This is a genomic window from Bradyrhizobium sp. S3.12.5, assembly GCF_040548225.1.
GTDB classification, from domain to species: domain Bacteria; phylum Pseudomonadota; class Alphaproteobacteria; order Rhizobiales; family Xanthobacteraceae; genus Bradyrhizobium; species Bradyrhizobium cytisi.
In genome coordinates this window covers 12711-34481 of record NZ_JBEPRF010000037.1, presented here as the reverse complement: position 1 = coordinate 34481, position 21771 = coordinate 12711, and the positions used below count along the sequence as shown (strand labels likewise).

The window sequence follows — 21771 nt, the reverse complement described above, 5'->3', positions numbered from 1 at the left end:
ACATGACCACCGATCCCCGCGAAAAGTTGTTGGATCTTGTTCAATCGCACCGCGTGACGGCAGTGATCTATGTCGCTGCCCGGCTGGGGCTCGCCGAGTTGCTGCGCGACGGACCGCGAACGGTCGACGAACTTGCGAGCCGAACCCACACGGATCGGGACGCACTTGCCCGCTTGCTCGTCGCGCTCTCGACCGTCGGCATCTGCTCTCGCGTCGGTGAAGGCCGCTACTTGCTAACCGAACTGGGGGCGGGACTCGACGGTGCTGCGGGACGATCATTCAAGAACTGGGTCATTTTTGAAGGCTCCATGCTGACCAGGAGGTGGGATGGTCTTCTGGATTCGATCATGTCGGGCAAGACGGCTTCCCAACTTCAGGACGTCGACGACAATTTCGACCTGATGGCGCGCTCGCCAGAGCACGTGCGGGTATTCAATGAAGCCATGACAGACCTGACACGGCTGGTCACGCACGATCTACTGCAGGCCTATGACCTTGGCACGATCTCCCATTTGATGGATGTCGGAGGCGGCTCCGGGGAACTCGTGGGCGCGGTGGCGAGGGCATATTCAACCATCAGAGGAACGGTTTTCGATCTGCCGAGGTGCGCCGACGCCGCCAACCAGCACTTCGGGCACCTCGGAATCTCCGACCGCGTCGACTTTGTTGCAGGCGATTTCTTTCACGCGGTGCCTGCAGTGGCCGATGCGATCATCTTGAAAAGCATTATTCACGACTGGGATGATGAGCGCAGCCGCATCATTTTGGGAAACTGCCGCAAAGCGCTTCCCCAAAAAGGCAGACTGCTATTAGTCGAACGTGCGATGCCCGAATTGCCCGGTACCGATGACGCGGGCAGGTCGTGCGCGATGAGCGATTTAAACATGCTGCGCGGTCCAGGTGGACGGGAACGGACCGAAAGGGAATATTATCGGCTCCTGACCGAGAGTGGCTTCCGTCCCATCGCGGTTCTCCGCGCAGGCCGCTTTAATCTGACCGAGTCGCGGCTTTGTTGAGACCTGGAAGCCGGCCGCGGCTATGCGGCGATGCGCCAGAGGCGGACAAACACGCCGCAACGAGTGGGGCGTGCTATTCGATGACATCATCGGCCTTAGCAAGCTCTCGCACTGTCGATCAATCCGCGTATGCGCGACGCGACCGCCGCCGAGATCTAGTGACCCACGTACAGGCACCGCAATCGCTTGACCTCGCCTCCATCATGTAACATATACAGTTACATGAAACGCGACAGCCGTCTATCTGGCGTACTCCACGTCCTGCTCCACATGGCGCAGCAGCCCGGGCCCTTCACGTCCGAGACGCTGGCGAAGGCCCTGGACACCAATCCGGTGGTGATCCGCCGCGTCATGGCGGGCTTGCGGGACCTCGGCTACGTCCGCTCCGAGAAGGGGCATGGCGGCGGCTGGACGCTGGCCTGCGATCTGTCGAAGGTGACGCTGCGCGACGTCTACGCCGCGCTCGGCAGCCCCTCGCTGCTCGCCATGGGCAACCGGACGGAGGCGCCGGGCTGCCTGGTCGAGCAGGCCGTCAATGCAGCCCTCGATCAGGCATTTGACGATGCAGAGGCGCTGCTGCTGTCGCGTTTTGGCGAGGTGACACTGGCCATGCTGAGCGACGACCTGCGCAAGCGTCTCGGGTCCCGAAAGCTTCACAGCATGAGCGCGCATCACGCGTGATGAACTCAATGCAGCAGGACAACGTCATGACCGACATTCAAAACGCGTTCTCCGATCCGCAAATGGTGGCGAAATATACGGAAGGACCGCCGCGGTTCGTTCCCGGATACAATTCCATGCTGTCGATGGCGGCGATCCTTCTGGCCGAGCGTGCGCATAAAGATGCGCGGATGCTCGTTCTTGGTGCTGGCGGCGGCCTGGAGCTGAATGCTTTTGCGCAAGCGCAGCCGCGCTGGACCTTTGATGGCGTGGACCCGTCCGCTGCGATGCTGGATCTCGCGAAGCAGACGCTGGGCCCGCTCGCGTCGCGCGCGCATCTGCATCAAGGCTATATCGACGATGCGCCAGCTGGGCCGTTCGATGGCGCGACTTGCCTGCTGACCCTGCATTTCGTCGATGTCGGCGAACGGCTGCGAATAGCGTCCGAAATCCGCCGCCGCCTCAAGCCTGGCGCGCCATTCGTCGCGGCCCATTTCAGCATCCCCGGCGACGACAATGAGCGGCCGCTGTGGCTTTCGCGATATTCCGCCTTTCTCGCCGCATCCGGAGTCGAACCCGAGAAGGCGGCCGCCGCCCGAAAGGCAGTTGACGGGCAGTTGAGCATTCTTGCGCCAGAGCAGGACGAGATGATCTTGCGCAATGCCGGCTTCTCCGACCCGACGCTGTTCTATACCGGCTTCACGTTCCGCGGCTGGGTGGCCTACGCCTGAGGCGTGCAGGCATTACCGACAGGGCAATCGCATATGGCATTTTGCACGACCTGAGTGCGCGCCTCGTCCTTCGAGACGACCGCTTCGCGGTCTCCTCAGGATGAGGCTAAGCGGCATCGGTGCCCGTTGAAACTGCTACACGGGTCCTCATCCTGAGGGCCCGCCAACGGCGGGCGTCTCGAAGGATGGCCGCAGGGGAGGCTCTCCGCGATAGCCCTGCCCTCACCGCTCCATCGGCACCCCCCGGCCCGGGATGATACCCGCTGGAAAAGAACACCAGCGGCGTAAGGTCGACGATGCCGATGCGATGCAGGAGGCGACGATTCAGCATCTCGGCATCGCCATCCTTCCGGACTGGAATGCGGCGGTTGCACCGGCCCATCGCATACCCCACCGCCCGTGCCGGCGGTTGACGCCGTCCCTGTCATCGTTAAATGACGCCCATGAAAAAACTCGGATTCCTCTCCTTCGGGCACTGGACACCCTCGCCGCAGTCGCAGACCCGCTCGGCAGCGGACACGCTGCTGCAATCGATTGAGCTTGCCGTCGCGGCCGAGCAACTCGGCCTGGACGGCGCCTATTTTCGCGTCCATCACTTCGCGCGGCAGCTCGCCTCGCCGTTTCCGCTGCTCGCCGCCGTCGGCGCCAGGACCAGCACAATCGAGATCGGCACGGCCGTGATCGACATGCGCTACGAGAACCCGCTCTACATGGCGGAGGATGCGGGCTCCGCCGATCTCATCGCCGGCGGACGGCTTCAGCTCGGCATCAGCCGCGGCTCGCCCGAGCAGGTGATCGACGGCTGGCGCTATTTCGGCTACCAGCCGGCCGAGGGCGAGAGCGACGCCGACATGGGCCGGCGCCACGCGGAGGTCTTTCTGGACATCCTGCGCGGCGAGGGTTTTGCAAAACCCAATCCGCAACCGATGTTTCCAAACCCGCCGGGGCTGCTGCGCCTCGAGCCGCATTCGGAAGGCCTGCGCGAACGGATCTGGTGGGGCGCCGGCTCGAACGCAACGGCGGTGTGGGCCGCCAAGCTTGGCATGAATTTGCAGAGCTCGACGCTCAAGAACGACGAGACCGGTGAGCCGTTTCACGTGCAGCAGGCCGCGCAGATCCGCAGCTATCGCGCGGCGTGGAAGGAAGCCGGCCACAGCCGCGAGCCGCGCGTCTCCGTCAGCCGCAGCATTTTTGCGCTGATGGACGATCGCGACCGCGCCTATTTCGGCTCCGAGCGCGGCGGCGAGGACCAGATCGGCTTCATCGATCCGCGGACGCGCGCGATCTTCGGCCGCTCTTATGCCGCCGAACCCGACGTGCTGATCGAGCAGTTGCGGCAGGACGAAGCCATTGCCGAGGCCGATACGCTGCTGCTGACGATCCCGAACCAGCTCGGGGTCGACTATTGCGCGCATGCGATCGAGGCGATCTTGAAGCATGTCGCGCCGGCGCTGGGGTGGCGGTGAGGCGCGCGACGCATTGCCTTGGTCAGATCAGGCAGACTGAGCGCAAATTCCCGGCTTGCCGTGGCACTGTCATTCCGCGTGTGACGGGTGGCCGCCTGTCATGCACCTCGTGCGGGAACCAGCCGACTTGTTCCATCTTTACGGTGCAGGCTGCAGGCCGGTAGTCTCCTCAACTGATTCTCGACTGACGAAGCGTGCGGATATCGCAGCCATCATCGGCGCGGTCATGTCTGGCGGGAACGATCCTGGTGCCGAGGATGATTTCGGCGTCGTCGGGGGAGGACAATTTGCGGGACCGCGAACGCGAATGCAAGTTCGGCTAGCGTCAGCCGAAATGCATCACCATACGACTTTTCACGATCCCGTTCTGGTCGCGCTTTCGATCTTGATCGCGGCCCTCGCTTCCTATACCGCGCTGGACCTGGCGACCCGGATGCGAGCTGCTTCGGGGTCGGCTCGCCGATCCTGGCTCGTAGCCGCCGCGATTGCCATGGGCGGTGGCATCTGGTCGATGCATTTTGTCGGCATGCTGGCCTTCAACCTGCCCGGAATAGAGGTCTCATACGATCCATTCCTGACCCTCCTCTCGCTTGTCATTCCTATTGTCGTCGCCGCTGCCGCCTTCGCCGTTGTCGGACGACGCCCGCAGGCACTTCTCGCATCGGGCTTCGCGATGGGCCTTGGTATCGCCGGTATGCATTATACCGGCATGGCCGCAATGCGAATGGCGGCCTTGATGGCATACGATCTCCTGTGGGTCGTGCTCTCGATCGTGATCGCGATCAGCGCCTCGGTCGTGGCGCTCTGGCTCGCCTTTCGCAACACCAGCGCAGTCCAACGGCTGTTCGCGGGATTGGTGATGGGCCTTGCGATCTCCGGCATGCACTACGCCGCGATGGAAGGCGCCATGTTCCTGCCGATGATCCCGATGGCAGGGCAGGCAGGACATCTCGGCGTCGGTCAGGCGCCGCTCGGGTTCCTGCTCGCCGGCATCACCATTGTGATCCTGAGCATCGGGATCGCCGCCGCCGTCTATGACAGGGCATCCGCGGAGCGCGCCCAACGCGAGGCCGACGCACTGAGGCGCAGCGAAGAACGCTTTCGGCTGCTCGTGGAGGGTATCGCCGACCATGCGATCTTCATGCTCGATCCGGATGGGCGCGTCGGCAACTGGAATCTCGGCGCGCGCCGGCTGATGGGCTATCGCGATGACATCGTCGGAACGAGCTACACGATCTTTCATACCGAGGAAGACTGTGCGACCGGGGCGCCCGCACGCGCGCTCGTTGAAGCCGAGCGGGAGGGGAAGTCCGCAATCGAAGGCTGGCGTGTGCGCAAGGACAGCAGCCGCTTCTGGGCGGAGGCAACGATCGTCGCGGTGCGGAACGAAAGCGGCGCAATCGCCGGCTTTGCCAATATCGTGCGCGACGTCAGCGAAAGGAGGCGGGCGCAGGAGGCGCTGGATCGGGCGCGCGAAGCACTGATGATGTCGCAAAAGATGGAGACCATCGGCCAGCTGACCGGCGGCGTGGCCCACGATTTCAACAACCTGCTCGCGGCCGTTCTCGGCAGCCTCGAGCTTTTGAAGAAGCGCCTGCCGTCGGGCGATCCGAAGATCCAGCGCCTGGTGGACAACGCGATGCAGGGCGCGCAGCGGGGCGCCTCCCTGACCCAGCGCATGCTTGCTTTCGCGCGCAAGCAGGATCTCAGGCCGGCGGTCGTCGATGTCCGCGACCTCGTGCACGGCATGGCGTCGCTGTTGAAATTCGAGGCCGGAATTCGTGTCGAGACGCTGTTCCCGATGGACCTGCCGAAGGTAAGGGTCGACGCGAACCAGCTCGAGCTGGCTGTCCTCAACCTGGCGGTCAACGCGCGTGATGCGATGCCGGACGGTGGCCTGATCACCATTGCCGCTCGCGAGGAGCGGGACGATGGCGGCCTTGCGACGCGCGGCTATGTTGCGCTCTCGGTGAGCGACACGGGCTGCGGCATGGACGATGAGACCCTCAAGCACGCTCAGGAGCCGTTCTTCACGACCAAGGGCGTCGGCAAAGGCACCGGGCTCGGTCTGTCAATGGTCCACGGCCTTGCCGAGCAGTCCGGCGGCAGGCTCGTATTGAAGAGCCGTCCTGGCGAGGGCACGACAGCCGACATCTGGCTGCCGATAGCCGAAGAGATGGCGGTGCCGGACTTGCGCGCGGAGGCTCCGGCACCGGTGCCTCGGGCCAGCCGGCAGCTCGCCGTGCTGGTCGTCGACGACGACCTCCTGGTGCTCGAGAACACGGCCGTGATGCTGGAGGATCTCGGGCACACCGTGCTCGCGGCGCGCTCGGGCGAGGAGGCGCTGGATTTGCTCCGCCGCACGCGTACTATCGACCTTGTCGTGACCGACTATGCCATGCCCGGCATGACCGGACTGCAGCTTGCAAGTGCGGTCGCTGCGGAGCGCCCCGGGACGGTCATCCTCCTCAGCTCGGGATACGTGGACCTTCCCAGCGACACCCGATCCAGCCTGCCGCGCTTGTCAAAGCCTTTCGACCAGGCCGCGCTTGCGAAGGCCGTCGAGGCGGCGATGCGCCAGGAAGAGCCAAGCGGATCTATCGTCGCGTTTCGGCCGAAGAGCGCGTGAATGCCTGATGATGAGTGGCGCGCCCTGCACGATTCGAACGTCCGACCTTTGGATTCGGAGTCCGATGCTCTATCCGGCTGAGCTGCGGGCGCGTGGTTTCGTAGGCAGCGACCGCCACCTCACCCCGTCTTCACGCTCGCATCGATCAGCAGCTTCGCCGCAGCAAGCGCCGACTGCGCCGGGCCGTCTTCCGATTGCTGGCCGGTGACATAGATGCCTTCGATCAGCAGCAAGAGCGCATCGCCAAGCACGTTCGGCTGGCGCGCGCCCATGGCGGCTGCGAGCTCGCGCAGGCGTTTGCGGAAGACCTTCTTGTGCGCTTCGGCAACCTTGCGCGCGGGATTGTCGCGCGAGGGATATTCCACTGCGGCGTTGCTCAGCCCGCAGCCGCGATAGCCTTTGGCGACGGCGCGCGACGAGAGCTGGCTGATATAGGCGAGCACATGATCGCGGGCGTTGCTGTAGGTCTTGCCGTCGGGGCGTTCGAAATTTTCCCAGAAGCTCAGATCGTAGTCGCGCAAATAGGCGGCGGCGAGATCGTCCTTGGAGGCAAAGCTGCGATAGAGGCTCGGCTTGGTGACGCCGGCCCGGTCCACCACCTCGTCGACGCCGACGGCGCGGATGCCCTCGCGGTAGAACAGCTCGCTGGCGGAGGCGCGAATCCGGTCGGCGGCGCGGAGGGGTGCCGCTACGGGCTTTTCGGCTTTCTTCGGCATCTGGCTTCGTCCGATCTCAGGCACGGGGCTTGACAATGTTACTTACCGGTACGTATTAGTACCGCATCGCAATACGTACCGGTAAGTAACATGCCCCCAGCTTCCGTTCAATCCTCCGCCATCTCCAAAAGGCCGTTCGGCCCAAACTACGCCTTCGTGGTCGTTGCCGTGATCTTCCTGGCGCTGCTGGCCTCCGCCGGCCTGCGCGCGACGCCCGGCGTGCTGATGCTGCCGCTGCAGAAGGCGTTTGGCTGGGACGTCAGCGTGGTCTCGTCGTCGGCCGCAATCGGCATCTTCCTCTATGGCCTTGCAGGTCCGTTCGCGGCGGCCGTGATGCAGCGCTTCGGCATCCGCCGCACGGTGCTGGGCGCACTGGCGCTGATGTCGGCCTCGACGGCTGCGAGCTATTTCATGACCACGCCGTGGCAATTGTTCATGAGCTGGGGGCTGCTGTCCGGCATAGGCTCGGGCGCGGTCGCCAACGTGCTCGGCGCCACCATCGTCAATCGCTGGTTCACCACCAATCGCGGCCTGGTCATGGGACTTTTGACCGCCAGCACCGCGACCGGCACGCTCATCTTCATGCCGGGCCTCGCATCGCTGGTCGAGTGGGGCGGCTGGAAGCCGGTGGTGCTGACGGTCGCCGCGTGCTGCGCGGTGCTGATTCCGCTGGTGTATGTTCTGGTGCCGGAACGGCCAGCCGCGATCGGCCTGCGCTCCTATGGCAGCCCGCATGAGGACCAGCCCGTAAGCCCGGCGCAGGGCAACCCGTTCGTCGCCGCGATCAGCAACCTCGTGCGCGCGGCCAAGGTGCCGACCTTCTGGTTCCTGTTCGCGACCTTCTTCATCTGCGGCTTCACCACCAACGGCCTCGTCGGCACCCATCTGATCGCATTCTGCGGCGATCACGGCATCTTCGAGGTTCAGGCCGCGAGCCTGCTGGCGCTGATGGGCTTCTTCGACCTGTTCGGCACCACGCTGTCGGGCTGGCTCACCGACCGCTTCGATCCGCGCAAGCTGCTGTTCTTCTATTACGGCCTGCGCGGGCTGTCGCTGATCTACCTGCCCTACTCGGATTTCTCCTTTGTCAGCCTGTCGGTATTCGCGGTGTTCTACGGCCTCGACTGGATCGCAACCGTGCCCCCGACCGTGCGCATCGCCAACGAGGCGTTCGGCGACAAGAATGCGCCGCTGATCTTCGGCTGGGTGGTCGCCGGCCATCAGTTAGGGGCCGCCTGCGCCGCCTTCTTCGCCGGCTTCATGCGCTCGTCGCAGGGCGACTATCTGCAGGCCTTCATGATCGCGGGCGTCACCGGCATCATTGCTGCCGTGCTGTCGCTGATGATTGGACGGCAGCCGAAGCAGCCGGTGCTGGCTGCGGCGTGAGAATATCGCGCCGGCATGGCGATCAACGCCGACCTTGCCGGCGCAGCTGCCCGTGACGTTTGATTTGTCGATTGATTCCGTTGAGGAAATTTGGAATATTGCGATGACGAAGCGGGTGGTTCGAAAGCTCGCGCAGGGGCTGAGAGTTCGCGTTGCGTCCAGCTCCATCCCAATCAACCAAACGATTTGTGGCGGCCCCGGCGGATGAGCGATTCCCTGCTTTCAACGGTCGGTGACCATTTCTTCCTTGGCCTGCGGCCGACCAGCGTCCTCGATGACCGCGACCGCGCGCTGCTGCGGGATCTCCGGCCCGCCGGCGTCATCCTCTACAAGAGCAATTTCCGCCACGACCTGCCCTATCGGGACTGGCTGTCGATCCACCGCGACCTGATCGCTGCGATCCGCGATGCCTCGCAGCGCGACAAGCAGTTCATCGCCATCGATCACGAAGGCGGACGCGTCTGCCGCACGCCGGCGCCGATCACGCGCTTCTCCTATGCGGCGCGCTGGGCCGGCACCGCGGAGCAGGTCGGCGATGCCATGGGCGTCGAGCTCGCCTCGCTCGGCTGCAATCTGAATTTTGCGCCGGTGCTCGACATTCACAGCAACCCCGCCAATCCCGTGATCGGGGAGCGCGCCTTCGGCCGCTCGGCCGACGAGGTCATCAAGTCGATGCTTCCGTTTACCAAGGCGATGGAACGCCGCGGCGTCCGCGCCTGCGGCAAGCATTTTCCGGGGCATGGCGACACACAGGTGGATTCGCATCATGAATTGCCGGTGCTGGATCTCGATCTCGACCAGATCAAGGCGCGCGAGCTGCTGCCGTTTGCCGCGGCGATCGCCGATGGCATCGGGATGATCATGACGTCGCACATCCTGTACCGGAAGCTCGACCCCAACGATCCCGTCACGCTGTCGCGCGCGATCACGCACGGGCTGTTGCGCGAGGCGATGAATTTCCGAGGCGTGATCGTGTCCGACGACGTCGGCATGCGCGCGATGGCGGGCCGGCTGGACGCGCCGGATTCCGGCGCGCGCTTCATGGCGGCCGGCAACGACATGCTGATGATCTGCTCGCATCTGACCGACACCGAACGCGCCCGCGGCCTTGCCCGGTCGATCATCAACGGCGTCGACCAAGGCAAGCTCGATCCGGCGTTGCTGGCGGCATCAGCTAAGCGCGTCCGCGCGATGCTGGATAGCACCGCGCAAAACGCGGTCTCGGAGCTATCAGGCGAGGTGCTGGCCCGCCATCGCGGCGCCGGCACCCAGTTCGACGCGGCGACGGTCGAAGTCGTCTAGGGCGGCACCGGGGGTCGGGCCCCGCCAAAATCCATCGGCAAGCCAGACGTTCAGCAACGCAAGCGCCGTTGATCTCTATCCGCTACGCGTGCTAATGTTACGGATGGTAGCATATCGCGTCCTGCCGATATCAACGTCAGGTTGCTTCATGCTAAGAGGTTCCGCGCCGGGACAATCAACCGGGTATTGGCGGCCGGCTTGGGGTGATGGGCTTGAACGTGAAACGTACAGCAAAACTCCTCATCGCCGCGCTGGTCGTGTTGCCGGCGGGCTATGCCGGGTATTATTTCAGGCATGACCTCAAGCTTCCGTTCGCGCTGCCCTTCATCCAGGCGGCGGAAGCCGAGCAAACTGCCGCCGCCACGTCTGCAGCACGGCCGCCGGTCGCCGTAAAGGTCGCGGCCGCGAAGGCGGAGGACGTCCCGATTTACCTGACCGGCATCGGCACGATCCAGGCCTACAACACGGTCAACGTGCAGAGCCGGGTCGACGGCGAGATCGTCCAGATCCTTTTCCAGGAAGGGCAGGACGTCAAGCAAGGCGACATCCTCGCAATCATCGATCCGCGCCCGTTCCAGGCCCAGCTCGATCAGCAGGTCGCGGTGAGGCAGAAGGACCAGGCGCTGCTGGACGGCGCCCAGATCGACATGGAGCGCTACGACGCGCTGATCCAGAAGGCCGCCGCGATCTCCCGGCAGGTGGTGGACCAGCAGCACGCGCTGGTCGAGCAGTACAAGGCGCAGGTTCGGAACGACGACGCCCAGATCGAATATGCGCGCACGCAGCTCGGCTTCACCAGCGTCCGCGCGCCGATCAGCGGACGGCTCGGCATCCGCCAGGTCGACCAGGGCAATTACGTCCGCGCGGTGTCGCCGGCGACCCTCGTCACCGTCACGCAGTTGCAGCCGATCTCGGTGATCTTCACCCTGGCTGCGGTCGCCGTCGGCCAGACCCGGCTCAGCCTCGGCCAGGCCGATGCGCCGGTGGTCGCGCTCACGGCCGACAATACCACCGAGCTGGACAAGGGCACGATCACGCTGGTCGACAATCAGGTCGATCAGGCCAGCGGCACGATCAAGCTGAGGGCGACGTTTCCCAACAAGGCGCTGAAACTCTGGCCGGGCAATTTTGCCAACGGGCGGATCACGGTGGACACGCGCAAGAACGCGATCACGGCGCCCGCGATCGCCGTGCGGCACGGACCGCGCGGCGATTTCGTCTGGGTCGCGAAGGCGGACGATACGGCGGCGTTCCGGCCGGTCACGGTCGGGCAGATCTTCGACGGACGCGCGATGATCGAGCGCGGCCTCGCCAAAGGCGAACGCGTCGTCACCGACGGCTATTACCGGCTCGAGAACGGCTCCCGCATCACGATCGAGGGCGCGACGCCGACCGCCAAGGCGCAGCCGGCCAGCCAGCCGCGCTCCGAGCCGCGCGTTGACTGAGGTCCGCCATGTCCGCGCCCTTCATCCTCCGGCCGATCGCAACGACGCTGATGATCGTCGCGGTCGTGCTGCTGGGCATGCTCGGCTACCGTGAGCTTCCGATCGCGCCGCTGCCCAATGTCGACTTTCCCACCATCCAGGTGGTGACGCGCTATCCCGGCGCCTCCGCCACCGTCGTCGCAACCTCGATCACCGCGCCGCTGGAGCATTATTTCGGCACGATCTCGGGGCTGACGGACATGAGCTCGACCAGCTCGTACGGCTACAGCCAGATCACGTTGCAATTCGATCTGTCACGCAAGATCGACGCGGCCGCGCAGGACGTGCAGGCGCGGATCAATGCGGCGGCGGGCTGGATTCCGGTCGAGCAGCTGCCGAGCCCGCCGACCTATCGCATGGTCAATCCGGCCGATACGCCGGTGCTGATCCTGGCACTGACCTCCAGGACGATGGCGCTGCACGAGGCCAATGATCACGCCGCGACCATTCTGGTGCCAAAGCTGTCGCAGATCCCGGGCGTCGGCGCCGTCAGCATCGAGGGCGGGCAGACCCGAGCAATACGCCTGCAGATGAACCCCACGAGACTGGCCGGGCTCGGCATGTCGCTCGACGACGTCCGCCGCGGCATCGCCGCCACCACCGCAGACAATCCGAAGGGGTCGCTGGATGGGCCGCGGCAGGCGTTTCACGTCGACACCAACGACCAGCTCTTCACCGCGGAGGCCTATCAGGATGCGGTGATCGCCTATCGCAACGGCGCGCCGGTGCTGCTGCACGATGTCGGCACCGCCATCGACGGCGTCGAGGATTCCGAGCAGGCGGCCTGGTTCCAGGGCGAGCGCGCCGTGCTGCTGGACATCCAGCGCCAGCCCGGCGCCAACACGATCGAGGTGGTGAATGCCATCAAGAGCATCCTGCCGAAGCTCCAGGATTCGCTTCCCGCCGCGCTGAAGATCTCGGTCGTCAGCGACCGCACCACGACGATCCGGGCCGCGATCCACGACGTGCAGTTCACGCTGGTGCTGACGGTCGCCCTCGTCGTGCTGGTGATCTTCATCTTCCTGCGCAAGCTGTGGGCCACCGTGATCCCGAGCGTCACGCTGCCGGTCTCGCTGGTTGCAACCTTCGGCGCCATGGCGCTGTGCGGCTTCAGCCTCGACAATCTCTCGCTGATGGCGCTGACCATCGCCTCGGGCTTCGTCGTCGACGACGCCATCGTGATGATCGAGAACATCGCGCGCTATGTCGAGGAGGGCGAGGATCCGCTCGATGCGGCCTTGAAGGGCGCGCGGCAAATCGGCTTCACCATCGTCTCGCTGACGGTCTCGCTGATCGCCGTGTTCATCCCGCTGCTCCTGATGGGCGGCGTGGTCGGCCGGCTGTTCCGGGAATTCGCGATCACGCTGTCCTTTGCCGTCGTCATCTCAGGACTCGTCTCGCTGACGCTGACCCCGATGATGTGCGCGCAGCTTTTGCAACGCGAGGACCCCGATGCGCAGCACGGCTGGCTGTTCCGCATCAGCGAGCGCGGCTTCGACGCATCCGCAAGCTTCTACCTGTGGGGGCTCGACTGGGTGCTGAGGCACCGCAAGCTCACGCTGGTCTTCACCGTGTTCACCCTGGTCGCGACCGGCATGCTGTACGTCGCCATCCCCAAGGGATTCCTGCCGCTGCAGGACACCGGCCTGTTGATCGGCACCACCGACGCGGCCCAGGACATCTCGTTTGCGGCGATGACCGAGCGGCAGCAGCAGCTCGCCGCCGTGATCGCGCGCGACAGCGATGTCGTCACCGTCGGTAGTTTCGTCGGTATCGGATCCGTCAACACGACGTTGAACAGCGGCCGGCTCTATATCGATGTCGGCAGCCCCGACGCGCGGAAATCATCCGCAGCCGCTGTCATGGCGCGGCTGCAGCATGCGGTCGAGGGCGTGCACGGCATCACGCTGCACCTGCAACCGGCGCAGGATCTGCAGATCGAATCGCGCGTCGCACGCACGCAATACCAGTATGCGCTGCAGGATCTCGACGAGGACGAGCTTCGGCTCTGGAGCCGGCGCCTGGTCGAGGCGCTCCGCAAGCGCCCGGAGCTCGCCGACGTCGCCGACGACCGCCAGGACGAAGGTCTGCAGATGTCCGTCACCATCGACCGCCAGCTCGCGGCGAGCTACGGCGTCAGCCTGAACACGATCGACCAGACGCTGTATGACGCATTCGGGCAGCGCCAGATCGCAACCGTGTTCGGTCCCCTCACCCAGTATCACGTGATCCTCGAGGTCGATCCTGCCTTGCGCAACGATCCTGATATCCTGGGCAAGATCTATCTGACCGCGGCCGCGGCCCAGGCCAGCACCATCGACCAGCAGACCAGCGGCTTCAGCGGCGCCTTCAGCAAGGCCTCCACGCCGGTGCCGCTGTCGGCCTTCGCGCGGATCGAGCGGCAGCACGCGCCGCTGCTGATCTCGCACCAGGGCCTGTTTCCCGCCACGACGATCTCGTTCAACCTGGCCGAGGGGGTTTCGCTGAGCCAGGCGACGGAGGCACTGCGCCTGACCGAGCACGAGATCGGACTGCCGGATGCGGTCACGACCAAGCTGATCGGCACCGCCGCCGAGTTCGCCAACTCGCTCTCGGACGAGAAGTGGCTGCTGCTCGCCGCGATCGTGACGGTCTATCTGATCCTCGGCATGCTCTATGAGAGCTACATCCACCCGATCACGATCCTGTCGACCTTGCCGTCGGCAGGCATCGGCGCCTTGCTGGCGTTGATGCTGTACCGGCAGGATCTCAATCTGATCTCGCTGATCGGCATCATCCTCCTCATCGGCATCGTCAAGAAGAACGCCATCATGATGGTGGATTTCGCCCTCGCCGCCGAGCGCGAGGACGGCGCGTCCTCGTTCGACGCCATCCGGCAGGCCTGCATCCTCCGCTTCCGTCCGATCATGATGACGACGATGGCGGCGCTGTTCGGCGCGCTGCCGCTGGCGATCGGCTCGGGCACCGGCTCCGAGCTGCGCCAGCCGCTCGGCATCGCCATCGTCGGCGGATTGATCGTCTCGCAAGTTCTCACGCTCTATACGACCCCAGTCGTCTATCTGGCGTTCGCCTCGCTGCGCACCCGGTTCGGATGGCAATCCGCCGATGATCGGGCGGCTGCCCTGCCTCAGGCAGAGCAACCATCGCCGTGAGCATCACCGCACAATTCGTGCTGCGGCCGGTGGCGACGACGCTGCTGATGATCGGCGTGTTCCTGCTCGGTTGCGTCGCCTATTTTCGTCTGCCGATCGCCTCGGTGCCGGCAGTGGAGCGGCCCACGATCGGAATCTACGCGCCTTTCCCCGGCGCGAGCCCGGTCACGGTCGCGAACGCGCTATCGCAGCCGATCGAGACCACGCTCGCGCTAATCCCGGGCGTGACGGAAATCACCTCGTTCAGCGCCATGGGCGGCACCAGCATCACGGTGCAGTTCGAGCTCTCCGTCGACATCGATGCCGCGGCCGGGGCGGTCCAGGCTGCCATCAACTCGGCAGGGCCAAACCTGCCGAAGGGACCTTGGCCACCCACCTATTGGAAGGCCAATCCCGCGGGCGCGGCGGTCGTCGCGCTCGCCTTGACCAGCGACGTGTTCACGCCCGGAGAGGTCTACAGCCTTGCCGACGGCGTGATCTCACCAAAACTGTCGCAGCTGCCGGGCGTCGCGCGAATCAACGTCACCGGCGCCGAGCGCAGCGCGGTGCGCATCCAGGTGTCGCCGGCGCGGCTGGCCGCCATGAACCTGTCGCTGGAAGCGGCGCGCGTCGCCGTCCTCAATGCATCGCAGAACCTGCCGAAGGGCGCGGTGTCGGTCGATGGCCAGCGCCTCACCATCGAAGCCAACGACCAGCTGCTGCAGGCCTCCGAATATCGCGATATCGTGCTGGCCTGGCGCAACGGTGCCCCGGTCCGCCTCGGCGACGTCGCATCGGTAACCGACAGCGTCATCAACAACCGTCTCGCCGGCTGGTACGGCACCGAGCGCGGCATCGTTCTGTTTGTCTACAAGCAGTCCGACGCCAACATCGTCGAGACCGTCGACGCGATCAAAGCCGAGCTGCCGGAAATCCAGCGCTGGCTACCGCCCGGCATCAAGCTGCACACGGTCTATGACCGCACCACGCTGATCCGGGCCGCCGTGAACGACGTCAAGCTCACGCTGGTGATCGCCTCTGCGCTTGTCGTGCTGGTCATCGCGCTGTTCCTCCGGCGGTTCTGGGCCACATTGATCCCGAGCGTCACGATTCCCGTTTCTCTGGCCGCGACCCTGTTCGTGATGAGCCTGTGCGGGTTCAGCCTGGACAATCTGTCGCTGATGGCCCTGACCATCGCCGCCGGCTTCGTGGTGGACGATGCCATCGTCATGATCGAGAACATCATCCGGCGCATGTCCGAAGGCGAGCCGGCGCTGCAGGCCGCAATCAACGGCACCCGCCAGATGGCGTTCACGGTCGTCGCCATCACCGTCGCCCTGATCGCGGCGCTGATCCCGATCCTGTTCATGCCCGACGTCGTCGGGCGTTATTTCCGCGAGTTCGGCGTGACGCTGGTGGTCGCCATCGTGTCCTCGGCGGCGATCTCGCTGACGCTGACACCGATGATGTGCGGACATCTGCTGGATCGCGGCCGGCAGAAGCTGCATAATCCCGATGCGGTCTCCGAACACCGCACCTTCTATGCCCGCAGCCTCGACTGGACGCTGCGCCACCGTCTTCTCACCGTCCTGATGATCACCGCGCTGACGGGGGCCAGCGTCTGGCTTTATCTGCAGCTGCCGAAAGGATTCATGCCGACCCAGGACACCGGCGTGATGTTCGTGCGGACCGTGGCTCCGTCGAACATCTCGTTCCTGTCCATGGAGGACCGGCAGCGCGCCGTCGGCGCAGCTATCCTGGAAGATCCCGCAATCTCAGGTCTGACGTCCTACATCGGCGAGGGCAATGGCAACGCGCTCAGCATCGGGCAGATGTTGGTTGCGCTCAAGCCGCCTGACGTCCGCAAGCTGTCGATCCAGCAAGTGATCGCGCGGTTGCGCGAACGCATGAACAGGATTGACGGCGTAAGGGTTTTCTTCGTGCCGCTTCAGGATCTCAATCTCGGCGTCCAGTCCGCCGGCTCGCGTTATCAATATACGCTGTGGGGCATCGACGAGGAGCAGGTGCTCCGCGCCGCGGAAAACATGATCCGCCGCGTCCGCGGCATTCCGCAGGTCATCGACGTCATCGCGAGCTGGGAAACCGGCGGCCTGCAGGCCGGCCTGACCATCGACCGCCTGCGCGCCGCGATGCTCGGCGTCACGCCGGTCGCAGTCGACAACACGCTCAACGACGCCTTCGGCCAGCGCCAGATCAATCTGCTGTTCCTTCCGACCAATTATGCGCGCGTGATCTTCGAGGTCGAGCCGCAGGCGGCGAGCGACCCCGGCTCGATGGGCCAGATTTACGTGCCAAGCGCCAGCGGCAAATCGGTACCATTAACGGCCTTGACCCGGCCGCAACGCGCGCATGCGGCGATGTGGGTGCGCCACAGCGCCCAGTTTCCGGCCGCGACGATCTCGTTCGACATCAAGCCCGGCACGTCGATCGGCGACGCCATCGCGTCGATCCGCAAGGAAGAGGCCGAGGCCAAGCTGCCCGATGACATCAAGGCGGAATTCCGCGGCGAGGCCAAGGAGGCGGACAAGTCGATCGTCAAGCAGGCGGCGCTGTTCGCGGCCGCCCTGATCGCGATCTACATCGCGCTCGGGATGCTCTACGAGAGCTACGTTCATCCGCTGACGATTCTCTCGACCCTGCCGCCGACCGCCTTCGGCGCGCTGGTCGCGCTGTGGGCAACGGGAACGCAGTTCACGCTGGTGACCACCATCGCCTGTATCCTGCTGGTCGGCATGGTGATGAAGAACGCCATCATGATGGTCGACTATGCCCTCGACGCGGAGCGGCATCGCGGCCTCAACGCCCACGACGCCATCCTGCTCGCGGCACGGCTGCGGGCGCGGCCGATCACGATGACGATGCTGGCGGCTTTCTTGAGCGCCGTCCCGATCGCGTTCGGCACCGGCCCGGGCTTCGAGATCCGCCAGCCGCTCGGCATCACCATCATGGGCGGCCTGGTCGTCGCCCAGCTCTTCACGCTCTACTCGACGCCGGCGATGTACTTGATCCTGGACAGGCTGAGGCGGCGGAAGAAAATGCGCGCCGCGGGTGCGCCTCAGGCATCCGCGGCCGGCGGTGCGCCGGCTTCGCCTCTTTCCGGCATCAGCGGCTGATCGGGCGCTGCGCCGACGGCTTCGCACCAGCTCCCACCCGTACGCTCGTAAGCGATTATGATCGCGAATTGACGACATCGCGAGCGCAGAGCCGCCTGCAAGAACTCAATGACCGCCTGGAACGCAACAGCGATGAGCACAGCAACCGCCTTCTGTGAAGCGGGCCTTGCGCATTTCAGGGACGGACGGCATCTCGACGCGCGCGCCTGCTACCAGCAGGCCCTCGGACTAGATGCCGAGCACACCGACGCCCAGCACCTCATGGGCCTGCTGTTTCTCCACGCCAGGCAATACAACGAGGCCCTGCAGTGGATCGTCGGCGCGATCCAGCGCGCACCGAAACCGGAATATCTGGCGAGCTTCGCGACCATCCTGCAGCAGTATGGGCGCTGCGACGAAGCCCTCAACGTCCTCGACCAGGCAATACAGCTGCGGCCTGACGACGCCGAGCTGTGGCGACAGCGTGGCGACATCTTCGTTCAGCTTGCGCGCCTTGATCAAGCCCTGCCGAGCTTTCAACACGCGCTCGAGCTCGATCCGCATCATCAAGACGCGCTGTATAAGAGCGGGATTGTGCTTCACAAGCTCGGGCGGAACGAGGAGGCGATTGCCTGTCTTGACCTCAGCGACAGCCTGCTCCCGGACCATGCCCCGACGCTGCGGACCCGCGCATGGGTTCTCTATTGCCTGAAACGGTTCGAGGACTCCGCGACCGACGGCAGACGGGCGCACCAGCTCGATCCTGATAATGCCGAGATCTGCAACAATCTCGGTCTTTCGTTGCGGCGGCTCGGCAGGAATGAAGAGGCGCTGGCATGGTTCGACAAGGCCATCGAGATCCAGCCGCGCTTCGTGGACGCCTTCGACAACAAGCTGGTCGCGCTTTTCCACCTTCATCGCTTCGACGAGGTCTTCGCGCTGTCCGATCGGATGACATCGCTCGGGCTGAACAGTACGGTGACGGAATGGAATGTGTCTCTGGCCCATCTCCTGACGGGCAATCTCGAAGCCGGCTGGCACGGACACCAGGCCCGATTGAAATTGCCTTCGGCCAGACACCCTGAGTTTCAGCGACCGATGTGGCTCGGGGAAGAAAACATCGAGGGAAAGACGATCCTTGTCGCGGCGGACGAGGGATTAGGCGACACCATTCACTTCGTCCGCTACGTCCCCATGCTGGCGGAGCGTGGAGCACGCGTTATTCTGGTCGTTCAAGACCCGCTGCATCGGCTCATGTCGGCGCTGGGCGGTGCATCCCTTTGCGTTCCGCGGTCGGCGATGGGCACGCTGCCGGCTTTCGATCTGCACTGCCCGATATCCAGCCTGCCGCTCGCCTTCGAGACCCGTCTCGATACGATCCCGTCGGGACCGTATCTGCCGGCCCCTCCGGACAGCCTTGTTCAGGCCTGGGACAATCGCCTTGGCCCTCGCAGCAGGCTCCGGGTCGGCCTGGTCTGGTCCGGCGATCCATTCCACGTGAATGACGAGACGCGCTCGATACCGCTGCGAACGCTGTCCCGTATCCTCGACGTCGATGCTACCTATGTCAGCCTGCAGAAGGCGCCGCGCCGGCATGATGCGGCGGTGCTGCGCGAGAGGAACGACATCGTCGACCTGACCGCCGATCTCACCGACTTCGCCGAGACCGCCGCGTTGATCGCTTGCCTTGATCTCGTGATCACGGTCGACACCAGCGTTGCCCATCTCGCCGGCGCCCTTGGACGTCCGACCTGGATCCTGCTGCCATGGACGCCTGACTACCGCTGGCTGCTCGATCGCGCGGACAGCCCCTGGTATCCGAGCGTGCGGCTGTTCCGGCAGACCAAGGCACGTGAGTATGAGAGTGTGCTCGATCGCGTGCGGCACGAATTGCGCGTGCTGGCCGCCGCGTTCGGTCATTGAGGCTGAATGCACCGCGAACGACGCCGGCAGTGTTCATGGCCTCGTGCGGAAATGGCGCCCCATTCAGAATAAAACCGCGAACTCCTATACTATTGAAATATTGTTATAATTTCTAGTCTTGATCAGGCCCATGCTGGGATCTGCTTGAGCCGACGCAGGACGACGAGGGAAAGAGCGGCTGTTCCGGAATGGGGAATGCGTTCGCGCCCTTGGCAGGACGTCGGCATCTCGCTCCTTCCGGGAACGCGCCTGCGATTCAGCGATGATAACGAAGATGATAACGAAAGAGTATCGGCAAGGGGTGCGCCGCGGAAGTTCAGCAGAACGGGACGCAAGATCATGAGGGAAGCCGGCGTCGAACTGCAAAGCGGGGGTGCGCGAGCCTGTTTGCGACGACCCCGATCGAGACAGCACGCCGCGCGACAGCGATCGAAATCGCCGGCGGGTTCGCAGCGCAGATTACGGCAGCGGTCGCCGTGTATGGCGCGGCAAGCTATACCACGGGTATCGACGCCGACGTGAATCGTCAAAGCGTCGGCGCCAACGTTGGCGTGCGCGTACGGTGGTAGAAGATGAAATGCGGCTTCTCCGCGATTGGCGGCGCCATTCGCCCTCACGTCGCCAAAGCCAGGATGCGCTTCGATATCTGGCTTGCTGAGAGCCGTGCGACGAACTCATTTCGGCAATACATGATGGGTTGGCTGCGCTCATTGTGCAGCGGCGGCCGCTGTTTGCAGGCTGTGGGCTTCGTCGGTGCTGATGGTCGGCGCCGATCCCTCCAGCGGCCGCCCAGACGTCTCCTGCATGAGCAGCACCGCAAGCAGCCCGACCAGCGCCGCCAGCATCGCGTAGAGGGCTGGCATGTAATCGTTGCCGGTGATGCGCACCAACCACTCCGCCACCAGCGGTGCCGTTCCGCCGAACAGTGAGGCAGACACGTTGTATGCGATCGACAGACCGCCGTAGCGGATTGCCGTCGGAAACATGGCGGGCAGCGTCGATGGTGTCGTACCAATGAAGAGCGTCTGGCACAGGCCGAGGATCAGGAGCCCTGCCAGGATCGCTCCGATGTAGCCTTGTTTCAGGAGCCACAGTGCCGGCAAGGACAGCGCCAAGTAGCCGACGCAGGCTGCGAGCAGCACTGGGCGTCGCCCGATCCGGTCGCCCAACCACCCCACGAACGGGATCGCCGCCAGCATCACCAGCATGGTCAGCAGGCTAAGCAAGAGGCTGTGCGTGGTGTTGTAGCCGAGCGTCGCTGACAGGTAGTTCGGCATGTAGGTCAGCACCAGGTAGTTGGTGACATTGAGCGCCAGCACCACGGCCATGCAGAGCAGAACGACCCGGCTATGCTCGAAGACGATGTCGTATAATCGGCTCCCGCCGGATCGCGCATGCGCCTGTTCGTTCATTGAGGCGAAGGCTGGCGTCTCCGAGAGCCTGAGCCGCAAATAGAGCCCAATGATCCCGAGCGGACCAGCAAGCAGGAACGGCACCCTCCAGCCCCATGACTCCATCGCAGCGTCGCCAAGCGCCGCCGTCAGGCCGGTGACAAGCGCTGCTCCCGCGACGAATCCGGAGATGGTGCCGACCTCCAGGAACGATGCGAGGAATCCGCGTCGTCGATCGGGCGCGAACTCGGTGACGAACGTGGAGGCACCGCTGTACTCGCCGCCGGTGGAGAAGCCCTGCACCAGACGGGCGACGTAGAGCAGAACAGGCGACCAGATGCCGATCGATGCGTAGCTCGGGATCAAGCCGATCGAGAAGGTAGCCACCGCCATCGCGATGATCGTCGTCGCGAGGATGCTCCGGCGACCGATCCGGTCACCGAGCATTCCGAAGAAGAGCCCACCGATCGGCCGGACCAGGAAGGCGACTGCGAATGCGGCAAGGCTGGAGATCAGCTCGTCGCCGCTGCCGGGGAAGAAGACCTTGCCGATGACGACGGCGAGATAACTGTAGATGCCGAAATCGAACCACTCCATCGCGTTGCCCATGGCGGTGGCACCAACAGCGCGTTTGACCTCCTGCTCATCGACAACCAGCGGCTGGCCGTCTTCTGCAGCCTGTGGACCGGCAGTCAGCAATGCTAGTTTCCTTTATCTACGGAGCAGGCGGCCGCCCTCGTGACTGGCGATCCGAAACCGGACGACCGACTCGGCCGAGTTCGAAATCGATAACGTGCGAAAGCTGGGCAAGTTCGCGGGAACA

Annotated in this window: 13 protein-coding genes; 11 read left to right on the top strand and 2 right to left on the bottom strand. The window is 64.6% G+C overall.

Translation table 11 applies throughout. The features are described 5' to 3' along the window. The first annotated feature begins 2 nt into the window (after positions 1-2). The 5 genes from ABIC09_RS35410 (at position 3) to ABIC09_RS35390 (ending at position 6502) form a co-directional block, all read left to right on the top strand. On the top strand, positions 3-1016 hold the full coding sequence (locus ABIC09_RS35410) for a methyltransferase (protein ID WP_354112142.1): 1014 nt from the start codon (positions 3-5) through the stop codon (positions 1014-1016). 222 nt (positions 1017-1238) lie between these two features. Beyond that, the gene (locus ABIC09_RS35405) at positions 1239-1697 is read left to right on the top strand and encodes an Rrf2 family transcriptional regulator (protein WP_354112141.1); all 459 of its coding nucleotides are present in this window, start codon (positions 1239-1241) and stop codon (positions 1695-1697) included. Between the two features lie 8 nt (positions 1698-1705). After that, positions 1706-2407, top strand: a complete 702-nt coding sequence (locus ABIC09_RS35400) for a class I SAM-dependent methyltransferase (RefSeq protein ID WP_502916803.1) — start codon at positions 1706-1708, stop codon at positions 2405-2407. Between the two features lie 443 nt (positions 2408-2850). Then, entirely contained in the window at positions 2851-3873 is a 1023-nt protein-coding gene (locus tag ABIC09_RS35395; protein WP_354112140.1) for an LLM class flavin-dependent oxidoreductase, read from the top strand. Between the two features lie 334 nt (positions 3874-4207). Then, positions 4208-6502 (top strand): MHYT domain-containing protein, encoded by a 2295-nt coding sequence (locus ABIC09_RS35390; protein ID WP_354112159.1) that lies wholly within the window; start codon positions 4208-4210, stop codon positions 6500-6502. 119 nt (positions 6503-6621) lie between these two features. Here ABIC09_RS35390 and ABIC09_RS35385 read toward each other — a convergent pair whose 3' ends face one another. Beyond that, positions 6622-7218: a TetR/AcrR family transcriptional regulator gene (locus ABIC09_RS35385; RefSeq protein ID WP_354112139.1), complete on the bottom strand. Its 597-nt coding sequence runs from the start codon at positions 7216-7218 to the stop codon at positions 6622-6624. A gap of 90 nt (positions 7219-7308) precedes the next feature. On the opposite strand from ABIC09_RS35385, the gene ABIC09_RS35380 reads away from it, so the two are divergent. From ABIC09_RS35380 to ABIC09_RS35355, 6 genes are all read left to right on the top strand, one after another. Further along, positions 7309-8604, top strand: a complete 1296-nt coding sequence (locus ABIC09_RS35380; RefSeq protein WP_354112138.1) for an MFS transporter — start codon at positions 7309-7311, stop codon at positions 8602-8604. 204 nt (positions 8605-8808) lie between these two features. After that, on the top strand, positions 8809-9906 hold the full coding sequence (locus ABIC09_RS35375) for a glycoside hydrolase family 3 N-terminal domain-containing protein (RefSeq protein WP_354112137.1): 1098 nt from the start codon (positions 8809-8811) through the stop codon (positions 9904-9906). 218 nt (positions 9907-10124) lie between these two features. Continuing rightward, entirely contained in the window at positions 10125-11351 is a 1227-nt protein-coding gene (locus tag ABIC09_RS35370; RefSeq protein WP_354112158.1) for an efflux RND transporter periplasmic adaptor subunit, read from the top strand. An 8-nt stretch (positions 11352-11359) separates the two neighbouring features. Then, a complete protein-coding gene (locus ABIC09_RS35365) occupies positions 11360-14542 on the top strand; it encodes an efflux RND transporter permease subunit (protein WP_354112136.1) in 3183 nt (1060 codons plus the stop codon). Continuing rightward, positions 14539-17655: an efflux RND transporter permease subunit gene (locus tag ABIC09_RS35360; protein ID WP_354112135.1), complete on the top strand. Its 3117-nt coding sequence runs from the start codon at positions 14539-14541 to the stop codon at positions 17653-17655. Before ABIC09_RS35365 ends, ABIC09_RS35360 begins: the two co-directional genes overlap by 4 nt. 132 nt (positions 17656-17787) lie before the next feature. Further along, on the top strand, positions 17788-19557 hold the full coding sequence (locus ABIC09_RS35355; RefSeq protein ID WP_354112134.1) for a tetratricopeptide repeat protein: 1770 nt from the start codon (positions 17788-17790) through the stop codon (positions 19555-19557). Between the two features lie 707 nt (positions 19558-20264). Here ABIC09_RS35355 and ABIC09_RS35350 read toward each other — a convergent pair. After that, positions 20265-21647: an MFS transporter gene (locus ABIC09_RS35350; protein WP_354112133.1), complete on the bottom strand. Its 1383-nt coding sequence runs from the start codon at positions 21645-21647 to the stop codon at positions 20265-20267. Positions 21648-21771: the final 124 nt, after the last annotated feature.

Coding starts and splice junctions, on each gene's coding strand:
- ABIC09_RS35410 (WP_354112142.1), top strand. CDS start 3: ATGACCACCGATCCCCGCGAAAAGTTGTTGGATCTTGTTCAATCGCAC.
- ABIC09_RS35405 (WP_354112141.1), top strand. CDS start 1,239: ATGAAACGCGACAGCCGTCTATCTGGCGTACTCCACGTCCTGCTCCAC.
- ABIC09_RS35400 (WP_502916803.1), top strand. CDS start 1,706: ATGCAGCAGGACAACGTCATGACCGACATTCAAAACGCGTTCTCCGAT.
- ABIC09_RS35395 (WP_354112140.1), top strand. CDS start 2,851: ATGAAAAAACTCGGATTCCTCTCCTTCGGGCACTGGACACCCTCGCCG.
- ABIC09_RS35390 (WP_354112159.1), top strand. CDS start 4,208: ATGCATCACCATACGACTTTTCACGATCCCGTTCTGGTCGCGCTTTCG.
- ABIC09_RS35385 (WP_354112139.1), bottom strand. CDS start 7,218: ATGCCGAAGAAAGCCGAAAAGCCCGTAGCGGCACCCCTCCGCGCCGCC.
- ABIC09_RS35380 (WP_354112138.1), top strand. CDS start 7,309: ATGCCCCCAGCTTCCGTTCAATCCTCCGCCATCTCCAAAAGGCCGTTC.
- ABIC09_RS35375 (WP_354112137.1), top strand. CDS start 8,809: ATGAGCGATTCCCTGCTTTCAACGGTCGGTGACCATTTCTTCCTTGGC.
- ABIC09_RS35365 (WP_354112136.1), top strand. CDS start 11,360: ATGTCCGCGCCCTTCATCCTCCGGCCGATCGCAACGACGCTGATGATC.
- ABIC09_RS35355 (WP_354112134.1), top strand. CDS start 17,788: ATGAGCACAGCAACCGCCTTCTGTGAAGCGGGCCTTGCGCATTTCAGG.